18 protein-coding genes are annotated in these 15,000 nt (G+C 67.0%); 12 read left to right on the top strand and 6 right to left on the bottom strand.

From position 1 onward, the window contains the following. Positions 1-33 precede the first annotated feature (33 nt). Together arsB and arsC are read left to right on the top strand one after the other, a co-directional pair. Positions 34-1,065, top strand: a complete 1,032-nt coding sequence (gene arsB, locus AVCA_RS14000) for an ACR3 family arsenite efflux transporter (RefSeq protein ID WP_437438507.1) — start codon at positions 34-36, stop codon at positions 1,063-1,065. A 15-nt stretch (positions 1,066-1,080) separates the two neighbouring features. Continuing rightward, positions 1,081-1,503 (top strand): arsenate reductase (glutaredoxin), encoded by a 423-nt coding sequence (arsC, locus tag AVCA_RS13995; protein WP_012701618.1) that lies wholly within the window; start codon positions 1,081-1,083, stop codon positions 1,501-1,503. A 129-nt stretch (positions 1,504-1,632) separates the two neighbouring features. On the opposite strand, the gene AVCA_RS13990 is transcribed toward arsC, so the two are convergent. The 4 genes from AVCA_RS13990 to AVCA_RS13975 form a co-directional block, all read right to left on the bottom strand. Beyond that, positions 1,633-1,965 (bottom strand): type II toxin-antitoxin system HicB family antitoxin, encoded by a 333-nt coding sequence (locus tag AVCA_RS13990; RefSeq protein WP_012701617.1) that lies wholly within the window; start codon positions 1,963-1,965, stop codon positions 1,633-1,635. Between the two features lie 78 nt (positions 1,966-2,043). Beyond that, the gene (locus AVCA_RS13985) at positions 2,044-2,424 is read right to left on the bottom strand and encodes a lysozyme inhibitor LprI family protein (RefSeq protein WP_012701616.1); all 381 of its coding nucleotides are present in this window, start codon (positions 2,422-2,424) and stop codon (positions 2,044-2,046) included. A 106-nt stretch (positions 2,425-2,530) separates the two neighbouring features. Beyond that, positions 2,531-3,832, bottom strand: a complete 1,302-nt coding sequence (locus tag AVCA_RS13980) for a HipA domain-containing protein (RefSeq protein WP_012701615.1) — start codon at positions 3,830-3,832, stop codon at positions 2,531-2,533. After that, a complete protein-coding gene (locus AVCA_RS13975; protein WP_050764415.1) occupies positions 3,832-4,149 on the bottom strand; it encodes a helix-turn-helix domain-containing protein in 318 nt (105 codons plus the stop codon). The genes AVCA_RS13980 and AVCA_RS13975 overlap by 1 nt, the downstream gene beginning before the upstream one ends. A 422-nt stretch (positions 4,150-4,571) precedes the next feature. Between AVCA_RS13975 and AVCA_RS13970 the strand changes: the two genes are divergently transcribed. The 7 genes from AVCA_RS13970 to AVCA_RS13940 all read left to right on the top strand — a co-directional run bounded on the left by AVCA_RS13970 (position 4,572) and on the right by AVCA_RS13940 (position 10,426). Next, positions 4,572-6,032, top strand: a complete 1,461-nt coding sequence (locus tag AVCA_RS13970; RefSeq protein WP_012701613.1) for a 2-hydroxymuconic semialdehyde dehydrogenase — start codon at positions 4,572-4,574, stop codon at positions 6,030-6,032. A 76-nt stretch (positions 6,033-6,108) separates the two neighbouring features. Then, on the top strand, positions 6,109-6,906 hold the full coding sequence (gene dmpE / locus AVCA_RS13965) for a 2-oxopent-4-enoate hydratase (protein WP_012701612.1): 798 nt from the start codon (positions 6,109-6,111) through the stop codon (positions 6,904-6,906). Beyond that, positions 6,903-7,706 (top strand): 2-oxo-3-hexenedioate decarboxylase, encoded by an 804-nt coding sequence (gene dmpH / locus AVCA_RS13960; protein WP_012701611.1) that lies wholly within the window; start codon positions 6,903-6,905, stop codon positions 7,704-7,706. The genes dmpE and dmpH overlap by 4 nt, the downstream gene beginning before the upstream one ends. 20 nt (positions 7,707-7,726) lie before the next feature. Further along, the gene (locus AVCA_RS13955) at positions 7,727-7,936 is read left to right on the top strand and encodes a tautomerase family protein (protein WP_012701610.1); all 210 of its coding nucleotides are present in this window, start codon (positions 7,727-7,729) and stop codon (positions 7,934-7,936) included. Then, positions 7,933-8,847 carry an acetaldehyde dehydrogenase (acetylating) gene (locus tag AVCA_RS13950; RefSeq protein ID WP_012701609.1) on the top strand — a complete coding sequence of 305 codons (915 nt, stop codon included), beginning with the start codon at positions 7,933-7,935 and terminating at the stop codon, positions 8,845-8,847. The genes AVCA_RS13955 and AVCA_RS13950 overlap by 4 nt, the downstream gene beginning before the upstream one ends. After that, positions 8,844-9,896, top strand: coding sequence for a 4-hydroxy-2-oxovalerate aldolase (gene dmpG / locus AVCA_RS13945; protein ID WP_012701608.1), 1,053 nt, complete (start codon positions 8,844-8,846; stop codon positions 9,894-9,896). The genes AVCA_RS13950 and dmpG overlap by 4 nt, the downstream gene beginning before the upstream one ends. Before the next feature lie 182 nt (positions 9,897-10,078). Beyond that, positions 10,079-10,426, top strand: a complete 348-nt coding sequence (locus AVCA_RS13940; RefSeq protein WP_236616177.1) for a 2Fe-2S iron-sulfur cluster binding domain-containing protein — start codon at positions 10,079-10,081, stop codon at positions 10,424-10,426. Here AVCA_RS13940 and AVCA_RS13935 read toward each other — a convergent pair. Further along, positions 10,392-11,372, bottom strand: a complete 981-nt coding sequence (locus AVCA_RS13935; protein ID WP_012701606.1) for a 2-hydroxyacid dehydrogenase — start codon at positions 11,370-11,372, stop codon at positions 10,392-10,394. The genes AVCA_RS13940 and AVCA_RS13935 overlap by 35 nt on opposite strands. Before the next feature lie 79 nt (positions 11,373-11,451). Next, positions 11,452-12,450: a sulfate ABC transporter substrate-binding protein gene (locus tag AVCA_RS13930; protein WP_012701605.1), complete on the bottom strand. Its 999-nt coding sequence runs from the start codon at positions 12,448-12,450 to the stop codon at positions 11,452-11,454. Between the two features lie 219 nt (positions 12,451-12,669). Here AVCA_RS13930 and AVCA_RS13925 point away from each other — a divergent pair, with 219 nt between their 5' ends. The 3 genes from AVCA_RS13925 to AVCA_RS13915 all read left to right on the top strand — a co-directional run bounded on the left by AVCA_RS13925 (position 12,670) and on the right by AVCA_RS13915 (position 14,970). Then, on the top strand, positions 12,670-13,308 hold the full coding sequence (locus tag AVCA_RS13925) for a peroxiredoxin (protein WP_012701604.1): 639 nt from the start codon (positions 12,670-12,672) through the stop codon (positions 13,306-13,308). Positions 13,309-13,318: 10 nt separating this feature from the next. Further along, a complete protein-coding gene (gene ssuE, locus AVCA_RS13920) occupies positions 13,319-13,912 on the top strand; it encodes an NADPH-dependent FMN reductase (protein WP_012701603.1) in 594 nt (197 codons plus the stop codon). Positions 13,913-14,007: 95 nt separating this feature from the next. Further along, positions 14,008-14,970 carry a sulfonate ABC transporter substrate-binding protein gene (locus tag AVCA_RS13915; RefSeq protein ID WP_012701602.1) on the top strand — a complete coding sequence of 321 codons (963 nt, stop codon included), beginning with the start codon at positions 14,008-14,010 and terminating at the stop codon, positions 14,968-14,970. Positions 14,971-15,000: the final 30 nt, after the last annotated feature.

The raw sequence follows: 15,000 nt of genomic DNA, 5'->3' as shown, positions 1-15,000 counted from the left end.
CAGAACGAAGCCAGTGCCACGCCTCTACCTTCCATGAGCATCTTCGAACGCTACCTGACCGTCTGGGTATTGCTGTGCATCGTCGCTGGCATCGGTCTGGGCCGGTTCGCGCCGGGCCTCTTCCAGGCTATCGGCCGCATGGAAGTCGCACAGGTCAACCTGCCGGTCGGCCTGCTGATCTGGATCATGGTGATCCCGATGCTGCTGAAGGTGGATTTCGGCGCACTGGGGCAGGTGCGCCAGCACTGGCGCGGCATCGGCGTGACGCTGTTCGTCAACTGGGCGGTCAAGCCGTTCTCGATGGCACTGCTGGCCTGGTTGTTCGTTCGCCATGTTTTCGTCGCCTGGCTGCCGACCGACCAGCTCGACAGCTATGTGGCCGGCCTGATCCTGCTGGCCGCTGCGCCCTGCACGGCAATGGTGTTCGTCTGGAGCCGGCTGACCGGCGGCGATCCGCTCTTCACGCTGTCGCAGGTGGCCCTGAACGACACCATCATGGTGTTCGCCTTCGCGCCGATCGTCGGCCTGCTGCTGGGCCTGTCGTCGATCAGCGTGCCGTGGGCCACTCTGCTGATCTCGGTGCTGCTCTACATCGTCATCCCCGTGGTCATCGCGCAGCTCTGGCGCCGCGCGTTGCTGCGCCGGGGCCCGACCGCATTCGACGCCGCGTTGGCGCGCATCGGCCCGTTGTCCATCGCCGCGCTGCTGCTGACGCTGGTGCTGCTGTTCGCCTTCCAGGGCCAGGCCATCCTGCGACAGCCGCTGGTGATTGCCATGCTGGCCGTGCCCATCCTGATCCAGGTGTTCTTCAATGCCGGGCTGGCCTACTGGCTCAACCGCCAGGTGGGTGAGCGGCACGACATCGCCTGCCCTTCGGCGCTGATCGGTGCGAGCAACTTCTTCGAACTGGCCGTGGCTGCGGCCATCGGCCTGTTCGGCTTCCATTCCGGCGCGGCGCTGGCCACCGTGGTCGGCGTGCTGATCGAGGTGCCGGTGATGCTGCTGGTCGTACGCCTGGTCAACCGCTCGCGCGGCTGGTACGAGTGCCGCGCAACCACTCCATAACCCCAGGATCGCCCCATGAGCACCATCACGATCTACCACAACCCCGACTGCGGCACCTCGCGCAACGTGCTCGGCCTGATCCGCAACAGCGGCGAGGAACCGACGATCATCGAGTACCTGAAAACGCCGCCCGACCGCGAAACGCTGGTTGCGCTGATCCGGGCGATGGGGATTTCGCCGCGCGCCCTGCTGCGCGAAAAGGGCACGCCCTATGCGGAGCTGGGCCTGGACGATTCGAAATGGAGCGACGGGCAACTGGTCGACTTCATGCTCCAGCATCCCATCCTCATCGAGCGGCCCATAGTCGTCACGCCGCTGGGTACGCGCTTGTGCCGGCCTTCGGAAACCGTGCTGGACATCTTGCCCCGGCTACAGCGCGGCGCTTTCGACAAGGAAGATGGCGAGCCGGTGGTGGATGCGCAGGGTCGTCGTGTCTGAATCGCGTTTCGATCGCCGAATAGTGGCCCGCGGGTTGCGGAAACACTGATCGAGGGCCTTTTCCCCGCGCTCGAAGGCGTTCGGCCGCTCGGGCCTTTATCGCGTTGCCTGGTCATGGCGAGCCTTTGCTCAGGCATGTGCTTCCCGACTCAACACCTCGGACACCCACTGGTTGATGCTCTGGTTGGCCAGTTGGGCCTTGACCGCCACGCTGGCGTGCAGTTCCGGGGTGAGGCGCAGGCTGAGCTTGCCGGAGTAGGGCTTTTGCGCCGGGCGGTTCAGCCGGGCACAGGTTTCCAGGTAGTCGTCCAGCGCCTCGGCGAAGGCGCTGCGCAGTTCCTTGACGGTCTCGCCGTGAAAGCCGACCACATCGCGGATACCGGCGATATGGCCGACGAACAGGCCGTCTTCGTCGCTGTACTCGATGCGGGCGGCGTAGCCCTTGCAGGTCATGGTGTTCATGGTGTGACTCCGGCGCGCTCGGGAAAGGCGCGTCCCGTCGGGCGCGGGCGCTACCCGGATTGTCCGGAGGCCATTTCTCTACCGCAACCGCTCCAGCTCCGCGGCCCGTTCGGTGGTTTCCCGCAGCACGCATTCGTTGGCGGCGACCCTGGCCAGGCTGCCGCCGTCCGGGTCGGCGTAGAAGTCACAGTTGGCGTCGCGGTATTGCAGCCACAGGCGCTGGGTCCGTTGCAGCCGCTGGCGGCGTTCGGGCGTCAGGTTCTGCCCGAGCGTCCGGTAGGCCGCGTTGAGGCGGCGGTCCTGGGTGGCCAGTTCGGTGCCGATGCAGTCGATCATCCCGGCGGTGACGCCGCCGGCCTTGTCCATGCAGGCGGCGTAGGCGGGGTTGTAGGTGGGCTCCTGGGCCTGCGCCAGGGTGGCGATGGCCAGCAGGGCGAGGGCGGGCGGTAGGGATTTCATGGAGTTTCCTCGTTCGTCGCGTGTCGGCGGCGTGGCTCCTGGCCGGCATATCCGGGCCGGAATGGCAGCCGCTGCTGCCGCTGCCGCGTGGCCGAACGGCTTGGCGTCAGCCCAGGCGCGCCACCTGTTCCGCGATCACCACATGGATGATCGCCCGCAGGCAACGCATCTCGCCAGCGAAAGTCGCCGCCAGTTCCGGGCGACGGGCGATCAGCGCGGCATTTTCCCGCTCGACCTGCGCATGGAGCGCCCGTGCCTCGTCGGCGATCCTGCTCCTCAGGCGATCCATCAGGCGCGTGGCCGTGGCCGGCTTGATCCGCATGGTCTCGCCTGCCTCCAGCAGGCAGCGGCGGTCGACCTCGGCGATACGCGCGCGGCCTTCCAGCGGCCAGGCCAGGGTCGTGGCGGCCGGCCAGCGGCCATTGTCGAAAGCCGACGTGTCGTACACGGCGGTGCAGATCAGGTCGTAGAAAGGCGCCGGTCGGATGCCGCCATGGGACACCAGGAAGCCGAGGTTCTTCAGGTGCGCATCGGTGTTGCCGACCAGCAGGTTGAACACCAGCCACTGGAACAGCGCCGTGCGTGCCACTGCGGGGCTGCGGCAGGCGCCGGCCAGTTCGGTCAGCCGGGCCACGCTACCTTCGAGATATTTGTAGGCTGCGCTCAAGCCCAGCATCTGGCAGGCGTCGATGCTGTGTAGGCGGCGCCAGCCCCCGGTTTCCTGCTGGCGGTCGAAACGCTCGATCAGGTACACCGGCTGGGGCACGTAGCGGCGCTCCACACGCGGCACCGCGAGACCGAGGCGCCGGGCCAGCGCCATCGTGAACCATTCGTTGACGACCGAGTGCGCGTAGGAGTCGTGCGGATGGTCGGGCTTGAGGATATGCGTCGAAGGCATCCGCCCGGACGGCTCGAACAGTTCGCCATCCTGCAGCACCACCGCCAGCTTGTGCTGGGCACCGGCCAGCGACATGCGTTTGGGCGCGCCCTCGACCAGCGGGACGCCCGGCATGGCGGCGATGCGCGCGCTCAGGTCGGCATTGCTCAGCGGCCGCAGGCCGCCTTCCCGTTGTTCGCCGTCCGCTGGGAGCAGGGTCAGCGAGCCGGCGGATTCGGCGCCGTAGTGGCCGAGCAGGCCGAACGCATCGCTGCCATCCACTCTGGCGGTGCCGGCCAGCAGCAACCGTTGGCCTTCCTCGGGCAGCAGGTTGTCGAAGTACCACTGCACCGGCCGTCGCGAACCGCCATCCCGGTGTTCTCCGGCTTGCAGGGGCAGGCCGGGGCACAGGGCGAAGTTGTCGGCTGCTTCCAGCCATGCTGGCGCGTACTGGAAGGACCAGACGCCGTCGCGGTCGCGTAGGGTGCCGACCGGCTGGCGGTCGATCCAGGCCAGCAGCCTGCGCTCCATCAGCGATCCTCCGGCCCGGCCGCTTTCGGTCGGCGGGCGGCCTTGGCGCTCTGCCGGCGGGCGTGTAGTTGCCGCGCTGCCGCCAACTGGCCCGCCACCTCGTCGGGAACGTCGAGGATCACTCGCACGCCCAGCCCTTCCAGCACCTGGAACAGCTTGCCCCATTGCAGGGTTTCGCCGCCGCTCTCGACCTTGCCCATGAAGGACTCGCTGACCCCGATGCTGCCGGCCGCATCGTCCTGGCGAATGGACTGGGCCTTGCGGCTGGCCCGCACCACGGGGCCGATGTCGTCGGCGGAATCAAGCTCGATGCGCATGATGGAATCCTTGTGTTCGAAAGGATTTCGGCAAATGCGCTGGCAGTTCACGGGAAATCCTTGTGATCGAAAGGATTTCACGGCGGGCGTGGCAAGACAAGGGAAAATCCATGCGAGCACACGGATTTAGTCCATTCACTCATGAGGACTGAAAGGGCGTTCGGGAACCAGCGCCTTGGGCGCTGCTCGACCGCCGTGCCGGCACGGGCTGGCCGGTGTGCGCTCGCCGCCCGTTGTGGTTCGTGCGGGCGCAGGCCATCGGGCGGCCGGTCTTGCCCGCTGTGGGCCTGCCTGCATATTCATACCTTTCAGGTATCTGTTGTGAAGAAACAAAGTATTGGATGGTATTGAAAGCCCTTCCCTATGCTCACTCCCAAGGGTCGCCCCGGCGACCGGAAACGGAACGACAACGCGGAGTGAGCATGCGCAAGATCGAGAACTTCATTGCCGGCGAGTACGTCGCCGCCGCCAGCGGCAGGCGTTTCGACAAGCGTTCGCCGCTCGACAACCGGGTGATCGCCTCGATCGCCGAGGCCGGGCGCGCCGAGGTGGATGCGGCGGTCGGGGCCGCGCGCGGCGCGCTCGCCGGCGACTGGGGCAGGCTGAGTACCGAACAGCGCGTCGAGCTGCTGTACGGCGTGGCCAACGAGATCACCCGCCGCTTCGATGATTTCGTCGAGGCGGAGATGGCCGACACCGGCCAGCCGGCGCACGTGATGAAGCAGGTGTTCATCCCGCGCGGCGCGGCCAACTTCAAGGTGTTCGCCGACGTGGTGAAGAACGTCGCCAGCGAATCCTTCCAGACGGCCACCCCGGACGGGCGCGGCGCGCTCAATTACGCGCTGCGCGTGCCCAAGGGGGTGATCGGGGTGATCTGCCCGTGGAACGCGCCCTTCATGCTGATGACCTGGAAGGTCGGCCCGGCGCTGGCCTGCGGCAACGCGGTGGTGGTCAAGCCGTCCGAGGAGTCGCCGCAGACCGCCGCGCTGCTCGGCGAGGTGATGAACGCGGTGGGCATTCCCAAGGGCGTCTACAACGTGGTGCAGGGGTTCGGCCCGGATTCGGCGGGCGAATTCGTCACCCAGCACCCGGGCGTCGACGCCATCACCTTCACCGGCGAAACGCGCACCGGCGCGGCGATCATGAAGGCCGCCTCGGAAGGCATGCGCGACGTATCCTTCGAGCTGGGCGGCAAGAACGCCGGCATCGTCTTCGCCGATTGCGACTTCGAGGCGGCGGTGGAGGGCATCTTCCGCTCCGCTTTCCTCAATTCCGGGCAGGTGTGCCTGGGCACCGAACGGGTGTACGTCGAGCGGCCGATCTTCGAGCGCTTCGTGCAGGCGCTCAAGGTCAAAGCGGAAAGCGTCCGCTTCGGCCGCCCGGACGATCACGACGCCAATTATGGTCCGCTGATCAGCCAGGAGCACCGCCAGAAGGTGCTGTCCTACTACCGCAAGGCGCTGGAAGAGGGCGCCACGCTGGTCACCGGCGGCGGCGTGCCGGAGATGCCGGGCGAACTGGCCGAGGGCGCCTGGGTGCAGCCGACCATCTGGACCGGCCTGCCGGAAAGCGCCGCGGTGGTGCGCGAGGAGATCTTCGGACCCTGCTGCCACATCCGCCCGTTCGACGCCGAGGACGAGGTGGTGCAACTCGCCAACGCCACCGACTACGGCCTGTCCACCACGCTCTGGACCAACGACCTGGCCCGCGCCCACCGCCTGGCGGCGCGCGTCGAGGTGGGCATCACCTGGATCAACAGTTGGTTCCTGCGCGACCTGCGCACCGCCTTCGGCGGCGCCAAGCAGTCCGGCATCGGCCGCGAGGGCGGCGTGCATTCGCTGGAGTTCTACACCGAGACGCGCAACGTCTGCGTGAAGCTCTGAGCCTGACAGCCCTCTCCCCAACCCTCTCCCGCGAGCGGGAGAGGGGGTATCCCGCCGAAACCTTGTGAGAACGAACATGGACAATGACAAGATCGAACGATATGGCGACGAGCTGTTCGAGGCTTTCGTCGCCCGCCGGAGTGTGCCGCCGCTATTGGGCCGCGAGCCGGAGATGAGCATCGCCGACGCCTACCGCATCCAGCAGCGTTACGTCGCGCGCCGCCTGGAAAGCGGGGAACGGGTGGTCGGCAAGAAGATCGGCGTGACCAGCAAGGCGGTGCAGGAGCTGCTCGGCGTCTACCAGCCGGACTTCGGCATCCTCACCTCCGGCATGCTCTGCCAGGAGGGCGACAGCATCGACCTCGGCGCCCTGATCCAGCCGAAGGCCGAGGCGGAGCTGGCCTTCGTGCTCAAGCACGACCTCCGGGGGCCGGGCGTCACCGCGATGGATGTGATCCATGCCACCGACTACGTGTCGCCCTGCTTCGAGATCGTCGATTCTCGCATCGACGGCTGGCGGATCAAGATCCAGGACACCGTGGCGGACAACGCCTCCTGCGGGGTGTACGTGCTGGGCAGCGCCAAGGGCGACCCGCGCCGGCTCGACCTGAGCCTGGCCGGCATGCTGCTGGAGAAGAACGGCGAGCTGTTCTCCACCGGCGTCGGCGCCGCGGTGCAGGGCTCGCCGGCCAACGCGGTGGCCTGGCTGGCCAACACCCTGGGCGAACTGGGCATTCCCTTCGAGGCCGGCGAGGTGATCCTTTCCGGCTCGCAATCGGCGCTGGTGCCGGTCGCCGACGGCGACGAACTGGTCTGCACGGTCGGCGGCCTCGGCCGTTGCCGGGTGAAATTCTCCGGGAGGAGCGCGGTATGAGCGACGAACTGACCCTGTCCCGCGAGGACGTGGTGCGCCTGTGCGAGCGCGTCGAAGGGGCGCAGAGCCGCGCCCAGGCGATTCCCAAACTGACCGACGAATACCCGCGGATGACCGTCGCCGACGGTTATGCCGTGCAGAACGAACTGCGCCGGCGCTTCGTCGCCCAGGGCCAGCGGCTGGTCGGCTGGAAGGCCGGGCTGACCTCGAAGGCGAAGATGCGGCAGATGGGCGTCGACGTGCCTTCCATCGGCTTTCTCACCGACCGCATGGCGTGTCCGGAAAGTTCGGCGATTTCCGTGTCCGGGCTGATCCACCCGCGCGTCGAGTGCGAGGTGGCCTTCGTGACGCGGGAAACCCTGCGCGGGCCGGGTTGCACCGCGCAGGACGTGCTGGCCGCCACCGACCATGTGCTGCCGGCGGCGGAAATCATCGATTCGCGCTTCGCCGGCTTCAAGTTCGACCTGCCCAGCGTGATCGCCGACAACTCTTCCTCGGCGCGCTTCGTCGGCGGCGGTCGCGCCCGCTACGTCGAGGATCTCGACCTGCGCACCCTCGGCGTGGTGCTGGAGAAGAACGGCGAGATCCTCGGCCTGGGCGCCAGCGCCGCGGTGCTCGGCCATCCCGCCGAGGCCGTGGCGATGCTGGTGAACATCCTCGCCGGGCTGGGCGAAAGCCTGCCGGCCGGCAGCTTCGTGATGAGCGGCGGGATCACCGAGGCCATCCCGGTCGGACCGGGCGACAGCGTGGTCGCGCGGTTCCAGGAGCTGGGCTCGGTCTCGATGCGTTTCACGGAATGACAAAACTCAGGAAAACAGCCATGCCCATCATCGAAATGCACATGCTCGAAGGCCGCACCGACGAGCAGAAGCGCCGCGTCGCCGCCGCGGTGACCAAGGCCGTCAGCGAAGCCCTGGATTGCGGCGCGGAAACCGTGCGCATCCTGATCACCGAACACCGCGAGGAAGAGTTCTACGTCGCCGGGCTGAACAAGGCGCAGCGCGCCGAACTGCGGGAGCGCCAGTCATGAAGAAGATCCGTTGCGCCTTGATCGGCTCGGGCAACATCGGCACCGACCTGATCTACAAGATCCGCCGCAGCGCGCTGCTGGAGCCGGTGTGGATGGTCGGCATCGACCCCGCCTCCGAGGGGCTGGCGCGCGCCCGCGAGCTGGGTCTGAAGACCACCGCCGAGGGTGTCGACGGCCTGCTCCCGCATGTGCAGGAGGACGACATCCAGATCGCCTTCGACGCCACCAGCGCCTACGTGCACGCCGAGAACAGCCGCAAGCTCAACGCCCTGGGCGTGCTGGTGATCGACCTGACCCCGGCAGCCATCGGCCCGTTGTGCGTGCCGCCGGTGAACCTGCGCGAGCACGCCGCCAGACTGGAAATGAACGTCAATATGATTTCCTGCGCCGGGCAGGCGACCATTCCGGTCGTCCACGCGGTGTCGCGCATCCAGAGCGTGGCCTATGCCGAGATCGTCGCCAGCCTGGCGTCGAAATCCATCGGGCCGGGCACCCGCGCCAACCTCGACGAGTTCACCTACACCACCTCCGGCGCGCTGGAGAAGGTTGGCGGCGCGCGCCGGGGCAAGGCGCTGGCGATCATCAATCCGGCCGAGCCGCCGATGATCATGCGCAACACCATCTCCTGCCTGACCGACGCGGAACCGGACCAGGAACGCCTCAGCGCCTCGATCCTGCAGATGGTCGGCGAGGTGCAGAAGTACGTGCCGGGCTACCGGCTGGTCAACGGGCCGCTCTACGACGGCAACGGGGTGTCGGTGTTCATGGAAGTGGCCGGCCTCGGCGACTACCTGCCGACCTACGCCGGCAACCTCGACATCATGACCGCGGCGGCGACCCGCACCGCCGAGATGTTCGCCGAGGAAATCCTCGCCGGAAAAATCCGCCTGCCCACCCCGGAGGTCGCATGATGAGCCAGTCCGACAGCCTGAAAGGCCGCAAGGTCGTTTTCCATGACATGTGCCTGCGCGACGGCATGCACGCCAAGCGCGAGCAGATCGGCGTCGAGCAGATGATCGCGGTCGCCACCGCCCTCGACGCCGCCGGCGTGCCCTACATCCAGGTCACCCATGGCGCCGGCCTCGGCGGCAACTCGCTGCAGCACGGCTTTGCCCCGCACAGCAACGAGGAATACATCGGCGCGGTGGCCGCGAAGATGAAACAGGCCAAGGTTTCGGTGCTGCTGATTCCGGGGCTCGGCACCATGAAGGAGCTGCAGTCGGCCTTCGACTGCGGCGCGCGCAGCGTGCACGTCGCCACCCACTGCACTGAGGCGGACACCTCGCCGCAGCACATCGCCTTCGCCCGCAAGCTGGGCATGGACACCTCCGGCTTCCTGATGATGTCACACCTCAACGACCCGGCCGGCATCGCCCGGCAGGGCAAGCTGATGGAGTCCTACGGCGCGCAGACCGTCTACGTCACCGACTCGGCCGGCTACATGTTGCCTGAGGACGTGAAGGCGCGCGTCGGCGCGCTGCGCGAGGTGCTGGCGCCGGAAACCGGGATCGGTTTCCACGGCCACCACAACCTGGGCATGGGCATCGCCAACTCCATCGCCGCCATCGAGGCCGGCGCCAGCCGCATCGACGGTTCGGTGGCGGGCCTCGGCGCCGGCGCCGGCAACACGCCGCTGGAGGTGTTCGCCGCGGTGTGCGAGCGCATGGGCATCGACACCGGCGTCGATCTGTTCAGGCTGATGGACGTGGCCGAGGACATCATCGTGCCGATGATGGAGCATGTGGTGCGCGTCGACCGCGAGTCGCTGACCCTGGGCTACGCCGGCGTCTACTCGACCTTCCTGCTGCATTCCAAACGCGCCGCCGAGCGCTTCGGCGTGCCGGCGCGCGACATCCTGGTCGAGCTGGGCCGCAAGAAGATGATCGGCGGCCAGGAGGACATGATCCTCGACACCGCGATGAGCATGGCCAAGGCGCGCGGGCTGCTGAAGAGCGCCTGAGAAACCCCGCGCCGGCGAGGGCGCGGTGAGCGAATCCGCTCGCGATCGGGGCAGTTCCGCAGGGTGGAAAACCGCGCAGCGTTTTCCACCAGGGCTGGATGGCTTCGGCCATTCACCCTGCTGCCGGGATCGTCCGCGCGGTCTCGTCGGGCCGGGTGCGGCGAATGGAAGGAGGCACGCCGATGAAGCACGAGGTGCTGATCGAGGACAGCGGCGAGCGTTATGCCTGCGACGAGGACGAGACGGTGCTCGCCGGTATGGCCCGCCTGGGCCGCAAGGGTATTCCGCTCGGTTGCCGGGGCGGCGGCTGCGGGGTCTGCAAGGTGCGGGTCACCGGCGGCGTCTACCGGCAGTCGCGGCCGATGAGCCGCCAGCACGTCAGCGCCGCCGAGCAGGCTCACGGCACGGTGCTGGCCTGCTGCATCCTGGCGCAGGGCGACCTGAGCCTGAAGGTGGTAGGCAAGCTGCACAAGGCGCTGTGCCGAAGTCGGGCGGTCACGCCTGGCGACGGGCCCAGACCTGCGGGTTGACGATGTCCCGCGGGGTGCCGCCGAGCAGGGCGCGTTCGAGGTTGTCGATGGCCCGCTCGGCCATGGCCCGGCGGGTTTCGTGGGTCGCCGAGCCGATGTGCGGCAGGGTGACCGCGTTGGGCAGGGCGAACAGCGGCGAGTCCTTGAGGGGTTCCTTTTCATAGACGTCCAGTCCGGCGGCCTGGATGCGCCTGTCCCGCAGGGCTTCGATCAGGGCCGCTTCGTCGAGCACCGGACCGCGGGCGATGTTGATCAGGATCGCCGAGGGTTTCATCAGCGCCAGTTCGCGGCGGCCGATCAGGTGGCGGGTGCGTTCGCTCAGGGGGACCACCACGCAGACGAAATCCGCCTCGCCGAGCAGTTCGTCGAGGCTGCGGTAGCCGGCGCCGAGTTCCGCTTCCAGTTCGGGCTTGCGGCCGTTGCCGTGGTAGATCACCGGCATGCCGAAGCCGAAGCGTCCGCGCCGGGCGATGGCCGCGCCGATCTTGCCGAGGCCGAGGATGCCGAGGGTCTTGCCGTGCACGTCGCCGCCGAACAGCGCCGGGCCGACCGCTGCCTGCCAGTGGCCGGCCTTGACCCAGGCGTCGAGTTCGGCGACGCGGCGGGCGGCGCTCATCAGCAGGGCGAAGCCCAGATCCGCGGTGGTTTCGGTGAGCACGTCCGGGGTATTGGTGAGGAGGATGTCACGCTCGTCGAGGTAGGTCAGGTCGTAGTTGTCATAGCCCACCGAGATGCTGGCGATCGCTTCCAGTCGCCGGGCCGGCTCCAACTGGGCGCGGCCGAAGGGCCGGCCCACGCCGAGCAGGCCGTGGGCCTCGGGCAGCGCCGCGGCGTACTGGGCGGCGATGTCGCCGTCCGGGTCGAGGAGGCTGACGTTGAAGTGCTGCCGCAGGCGCGCCTGATGCTCGGGAGCGAGGCGGCTGAAGACGAAGACGTTCTTTTTCATGGGCTTCCGTTGTGGGCAGGAACGGGGGCTGCATGGGGTGGACGAGGCTTCCCTCGTCCACCGGGGCGGGCGACCGCGCTCAGCGTCCGCCGTAGACCTGGTCGAACACGCCGCCGTCGTTGAAGTGGGTCTTCTGGATGGTCGGCCAGTCGCCGAAGGTCTTCACCACGTCGAGCAATTCGACCTTGGGGAAGCGGTCGGAGAATTCGGCGAGGATCTTCGGATTGCGCGGGCGCAGGTAGTTGTTGGCGGCGATGCGCTGGCCCTCGTCGGACCATAGGTATTTCAGGTAGGCCTCGGCCTCCTTGCGGGTGCCCTTCTTGTCGACCACCTTGTCGACCACCGCCACCGGCGGTTCGGCCTGGGCGGAGATGCTGGGATAGACCACCTCGAAGCCGCCGCGGCCGAATTCGCGGGCGATCATTTCCGCCTCGTTCTCGAAGGTCACCAGCACGTCGCCGATCTGGTTCTGCATGAAGGTAGTGGTAGCGGCGCGACCGCCGGTGTCGAGCACCGGCGCCTGCTTGAACAGCTTGCCGACGAAGTCGCGCGCGGCCTTGTCGTCGCCACCGTTCTTCAGTGCGTAGCTCCAGGCCGACAGGTAGGTGTAGCGGCCGTTGCCCGAGGTCTTGGGATTGGGCACCACCACCTGCACGCCCTCCTTGAGCAGGTCGGGCCAGTCCTTGAGCTGTTTCGGGTTGCCTTTGCGGACGATGAACACGGTCGCCGAGGTGAAGGGGGCGCTGTTGTCCGGCAGGCGCTCGGCCCAGTTCTGCGGAATCAGCTTGCCGTGGTCGTACAGGGCATTGATGTCGGTGGCCATGTTCATGGTGATGACGTCGGCCGGCAGGCCGTCGATCACCGCGCGCGCCTGCTTGCTGGAGCCGCCGTGGGACATCTGGATCTGTACCGGTGGGTTGCCCTCGGCCTGCCAGTGTTTCTGGAAGGCCGGGTTGTACTCCTTGTAGAAGTCGCGCATCACGTCGTAGGAGACGTTCAGTAACGGGGCCGCCTGGCTGGCGACGGAGGCCAGGGCCACGCCGGCCGCCAGCAGGGAAGAGGTCAGCAATCGCTTCATGAAGACGATCCAAGCAATAGTAGTACGGATGAGAGATGTAAGAACTATAGAATAAGCTTTTTATTCCATAAAAGAATATTTGGTTACTTGAATATTCCGCTGTCGGCGTTGTCCTTTTATGTCTATCGGTAATTAACAAATCAAAATTTATTCTTTTTATTTTCTAGTCGTCCTGCGCATAGTGGCCGGCAGTTCAGGACCACACTGCAGGAGCAGACCATGAGCATCCGTCTCGGCGACATCGCGCCCGACTTCGAACAGGATTCCAGCACCGGCCGTATCCGCTTCCACGAATGGCTGGGCGACGGCTGGGGAATCCTCTTCTCCCATCCGGCCGATTTCACCCCGGTGTGCACCACCGAGCTGGGCTTCACCGCCAAGCTCAAGGACGAGTTCGCCAAGCGCAACGTCAAGGCCATCGCCCTGTCGGTGGACCCGGTGGACTCCCACCTGAAATGGATCGGCGACATCGAGGAGACCCAGGGCGTCCAGGTCGGCTTTCCGATCATCGCCGATGCCGACCGCAAGGTATCCGACCTCTACGATCTGATCCATCCGAACGCCAACGATACCCTGACCGTGCGTTCGCTGTTCATCATCGACCCGAACAAGAAGGTGCGGCTGATCATCACCTATCCGGCGAGCACCGGGCGCAACTTCCACGAGATCCTGCGGGTGATCGACTCGCTGCAACTGACCGACAACTACAAGGTCGCCACCCCGGCCAACTGGAAGGAAGGCGACGAAGTGGTGATCGTGCCCTCGCTGCAGGACCCGGAAGAGCTCAAGCAGCGCTTCCCGAAAGGTTTCCGCGCGGTGAAGCCCTACCTGCGCCTGACTCCGCAGCCGAACCGATAAGGAGATCGCCATGCACGTCGTTCTGCTTTCCGGCAGCCCCTCGCAACGCTCGCGCGGCGAACTGCTGCTGGAGTACGCCCGCACCTATTTGGAGAGCCGCGGGATCGCAGTGTCGCTGATCCGGGTACGCGATTTCGTCGCCGAGGAACTGCTCCATGCCCGTTTCGACAGCGCCGCGGTGCGCGATCTGCAGGCCACGGTGGGGCTGGCCGACGGCCTGATCGTCGCGACGCCGGTGTACAAGGCGTCCTTCTCCGGCGCCCTGAAGGTGCTGCTCGACTTGCTGCCCGAGCGGGTGCTGACCGACAAGGTGGTGCTGCCGCTGGTCACCGGCGGCAGCCCGGCTCACCTGCTGGCGGTGGATTACGCCCTCAAGCCGGTGCTTTCGGCGCTCAAGGCCCAGGAAGTGCTGACCGGCGTGTTCGCCGTGGATGCGCACATCGCCTATCCCGAAGGCGATCAGCCGGCCCGCTTCGACGATGAATTGCTTCTGCGGGTCGACGAGTCCCTCGAGGATCTGGTCGCCGCCCTGATCCGCCGGAGCGGAACTCCGGATGCCCAGCTTTCCGACGACCGGCCGGAACCCATCCGCCGGAGTCTCTGATCTTCCAGGCCGCTCACGCCGAGCGCGCCCCTGCCTTACTGGCCCGTCAACGGGCGAGCAGGTTACACCCAGTCAATGCGAAGGAGAGGCCGCCCATGCGCGCCATCGTCTCGCGTCGAAGCCTGGTTGCCCTGTTCGCGGCAACCGTTTCCTTCGGCGCCATCACCCAGGCTCAGGCCGAGACCCTGCGGATCGGCTATCAGAAATACGGCACCCTGGTGCTGCTCAAGGCCAAGGGCTCGCTCGAGAAGCGCCTGGCGGAGCAGGGCGTGGAGGTGCAGTGGACCGAGTTCCCCGGCGGCCCGCAACTGCTGGAGGGCCTGAACGTCGGCTCCATCGATTTCGGCGTGACCGGCGAGACGCCGCCGGTGTTCGCCCAGGCCGCCGGCGCCGATTTGCGCTATGTCGCCTACGAGCCGCCGGCCCCGCTGGGCGAGGCGATCCTGGTGCCCAAGGATTCGCCGATCAAGAGCGTCGCTGAGCTCAAGGGCAAGAAGGTCGCCCTGAACAAGGGCTCCAACGTCCATTACCTGCTGGTTCGCGCCCTGGAGGAGGCGGGCCTGGGTATCCAGGACATCACGCCCGTGTACCTGCCGCCGGCCGACGGCCGCGCCGCCTTCGAGAGCGGCCGGGTGGATGCCTGGGTGATCTGGGACCCCTTCCAGGCCGCTGCCGAGAAGCAACTCGCGGCACGCACCCTGCGCAACGGCCAGGGGATCGTCGACAACCATCAGTTCTATCTGGCCACGGGCGCCTACGTCGGCAAGCACCCGCAGGTGATCGAGGCGCTGATCGAGGAAGTTCGCGGCATCGGCGAGGATTCCAAGGCCGATCCGCAGAAAGTCACCCGGCAGGTCGCTCCGCTGATCGGTCTTCCCCCGGAAATCACCCACGAAGCGGTGGTGCGCCAGGGCTATGGCGCGCAGCCGCTCAGCCCGGAGGTGGTCGCGGCGCAGCAGAAGATCGCCGACACCTTCGCCGAACTGAAGCTGATTCCCAAGCGCCTGAGCATCAAGGAGGTGGTGTGGACCCCTCCGGCCAAGGTGGTTCGTCAGTAGTCCGGCTGTCCTCGTCCGCGCAGTTCCAAG

The organism is Azotobacter vinelandii CA (assembly GCF_000380335.1).
Taxonomy (GTDB): Bacteria; Pseudomonadota; Gammaproteobacteria; order Pseudomonadales; family Pseudomonadaceae; genus Azotobacter; species Azotobacter vinelandii.
Note: the sequence above shows the minus strand (reverse complement) of the source record. Positions and strands in the feature narration are given on the sequence as shown.

Excerpts from the sequence above, each read along its gene's own strand:
- AVCA_RS13980 (WP_012701615.1), bottom strand. The coding sequence starts at position 3,832 with ATGGAGCGCAGGCTGCTGGCCTGGATCGACCGCCAGCCGGTCGGCACC.
- AVCA_RS13925 (WP_012701604.1), top strand. The coding sequence starts at position 12,670 with ATGAGCATCCGTCTCGGCGACATCGCGCCCGACTTCGAACAGGATTCC.
- AVCA_RS13955 (WP_012701610.1), top strand. The coding sequence starts at position 7,727 with ATGCCCATCATCGAAATGCACATGCTCGAAGGCCGCACCGACGAGCAG.
- AVCA_RS13915 (WP_012701602.1), top strand. The coding sequence starts at position 14,008 with ATGCGCGCCATCGTCTCGCGTCGAAGCCTGGTTGCCCTGTTCGCGGCA.
- AVCA_RS13990 (WP_012701617.1), bottom strand. The coding sequence starts at position 1,965 with ATGAACACCATGACCTGCAAGGGCTACGCCGCCCGCATCGAGTACAGC.
- dmpE (WP_012701612.1), top strand. The coding sequence starts at position 6,109 with ATGGACAATGACAAGATCGAACGATATGGCGACGAGCTGTTCGAGGCT.
- AVCA_RS13950 (WP_012701609.1), top strand. The coding sequence starts at position 7,933 with ATGAAGAAGATCCGTTGCGCCTTGATCGGCTCGGGCAACATCGGCACC.
- AVCA_RS13930 (WP_012701605.1), bottom strand. The coding sequence starts at position 12,450 with ATGAAGCGATTGCTGACCTCTTCCCTGCTGGCGGCCGGCGTGGCCCTG.
- AVCA_RS13935 (WP_012701606.1), bottom strand. The coding sequence starts at position 11,372 with ATGAAAAAGAACGTCTTCGTCTTCAGCCGCCTCGCTCCCGAGCATCAG.
- arsC (WP_012701618.1), top strand. The coding sequence starts at position 1,081 with ATGAGCACCATCACGATCTACCACAACCCCGACTGCGGCACCTCGCGC.
- AVCA_RS13985 (WP_012701616.1), bottom strand. The coding sequence starts at position 2,424 with ATGAAATCCCTACCGCCCGCCCTCGCCCTGCTGGCCATCGCCACCCTG.
- ssuE (WP_012701603.1), top strand. The coding sequence starts at position 13,319 with ATGCACGTCGTTCTGCTTTCCGGCAGCCCCTCGCAACGCTCGCGCGGC.
- arsB (WP_437438507.1), top strand. The coding sequence starts at position 34 with ATGAGCATCTTCGAACGCTACCTGACCGTCTGGGTATTGCTGTGCATC.
- AVCA_RS13940 (WP_236616177.1), top strand. The coding sequence starts at position 10,079 with ATGAAGCACGAGGTGCTGATCGAGGACAGCGGCGAGCGTTATGCCTGC.
- dmpH (WP_012701611.1), top strand. The coding sequence starts at position 6,903 with ATGAGCGACGAACTGACCCTGTCCCGCGAGGACGTGGTGCGCCTGTGC.
- AVCA_RS13975 (WP_050764415.1), bottom strand. The coding sequence starts at position 4,149 with ATGCGCATCGAGCTTGATTCCGCCGACGACATCGGCCCCGTGGTGCGG.
- dmpG (WP_012701608.1), top strand. The coding sequence starts at position 8,844 with ATGATGAGCCAGTCCGACAGCCTGAAAGGCCGCAAGGTCGTTTTCCAT.
- AVCA_RS13970 (WP_012701613.1), top strand. The coding sequence starts at position 4,572 with ATGCGCAAGATCGAGAACTTCATTGCCGGCGAGTACGTCGCCGCCGCC.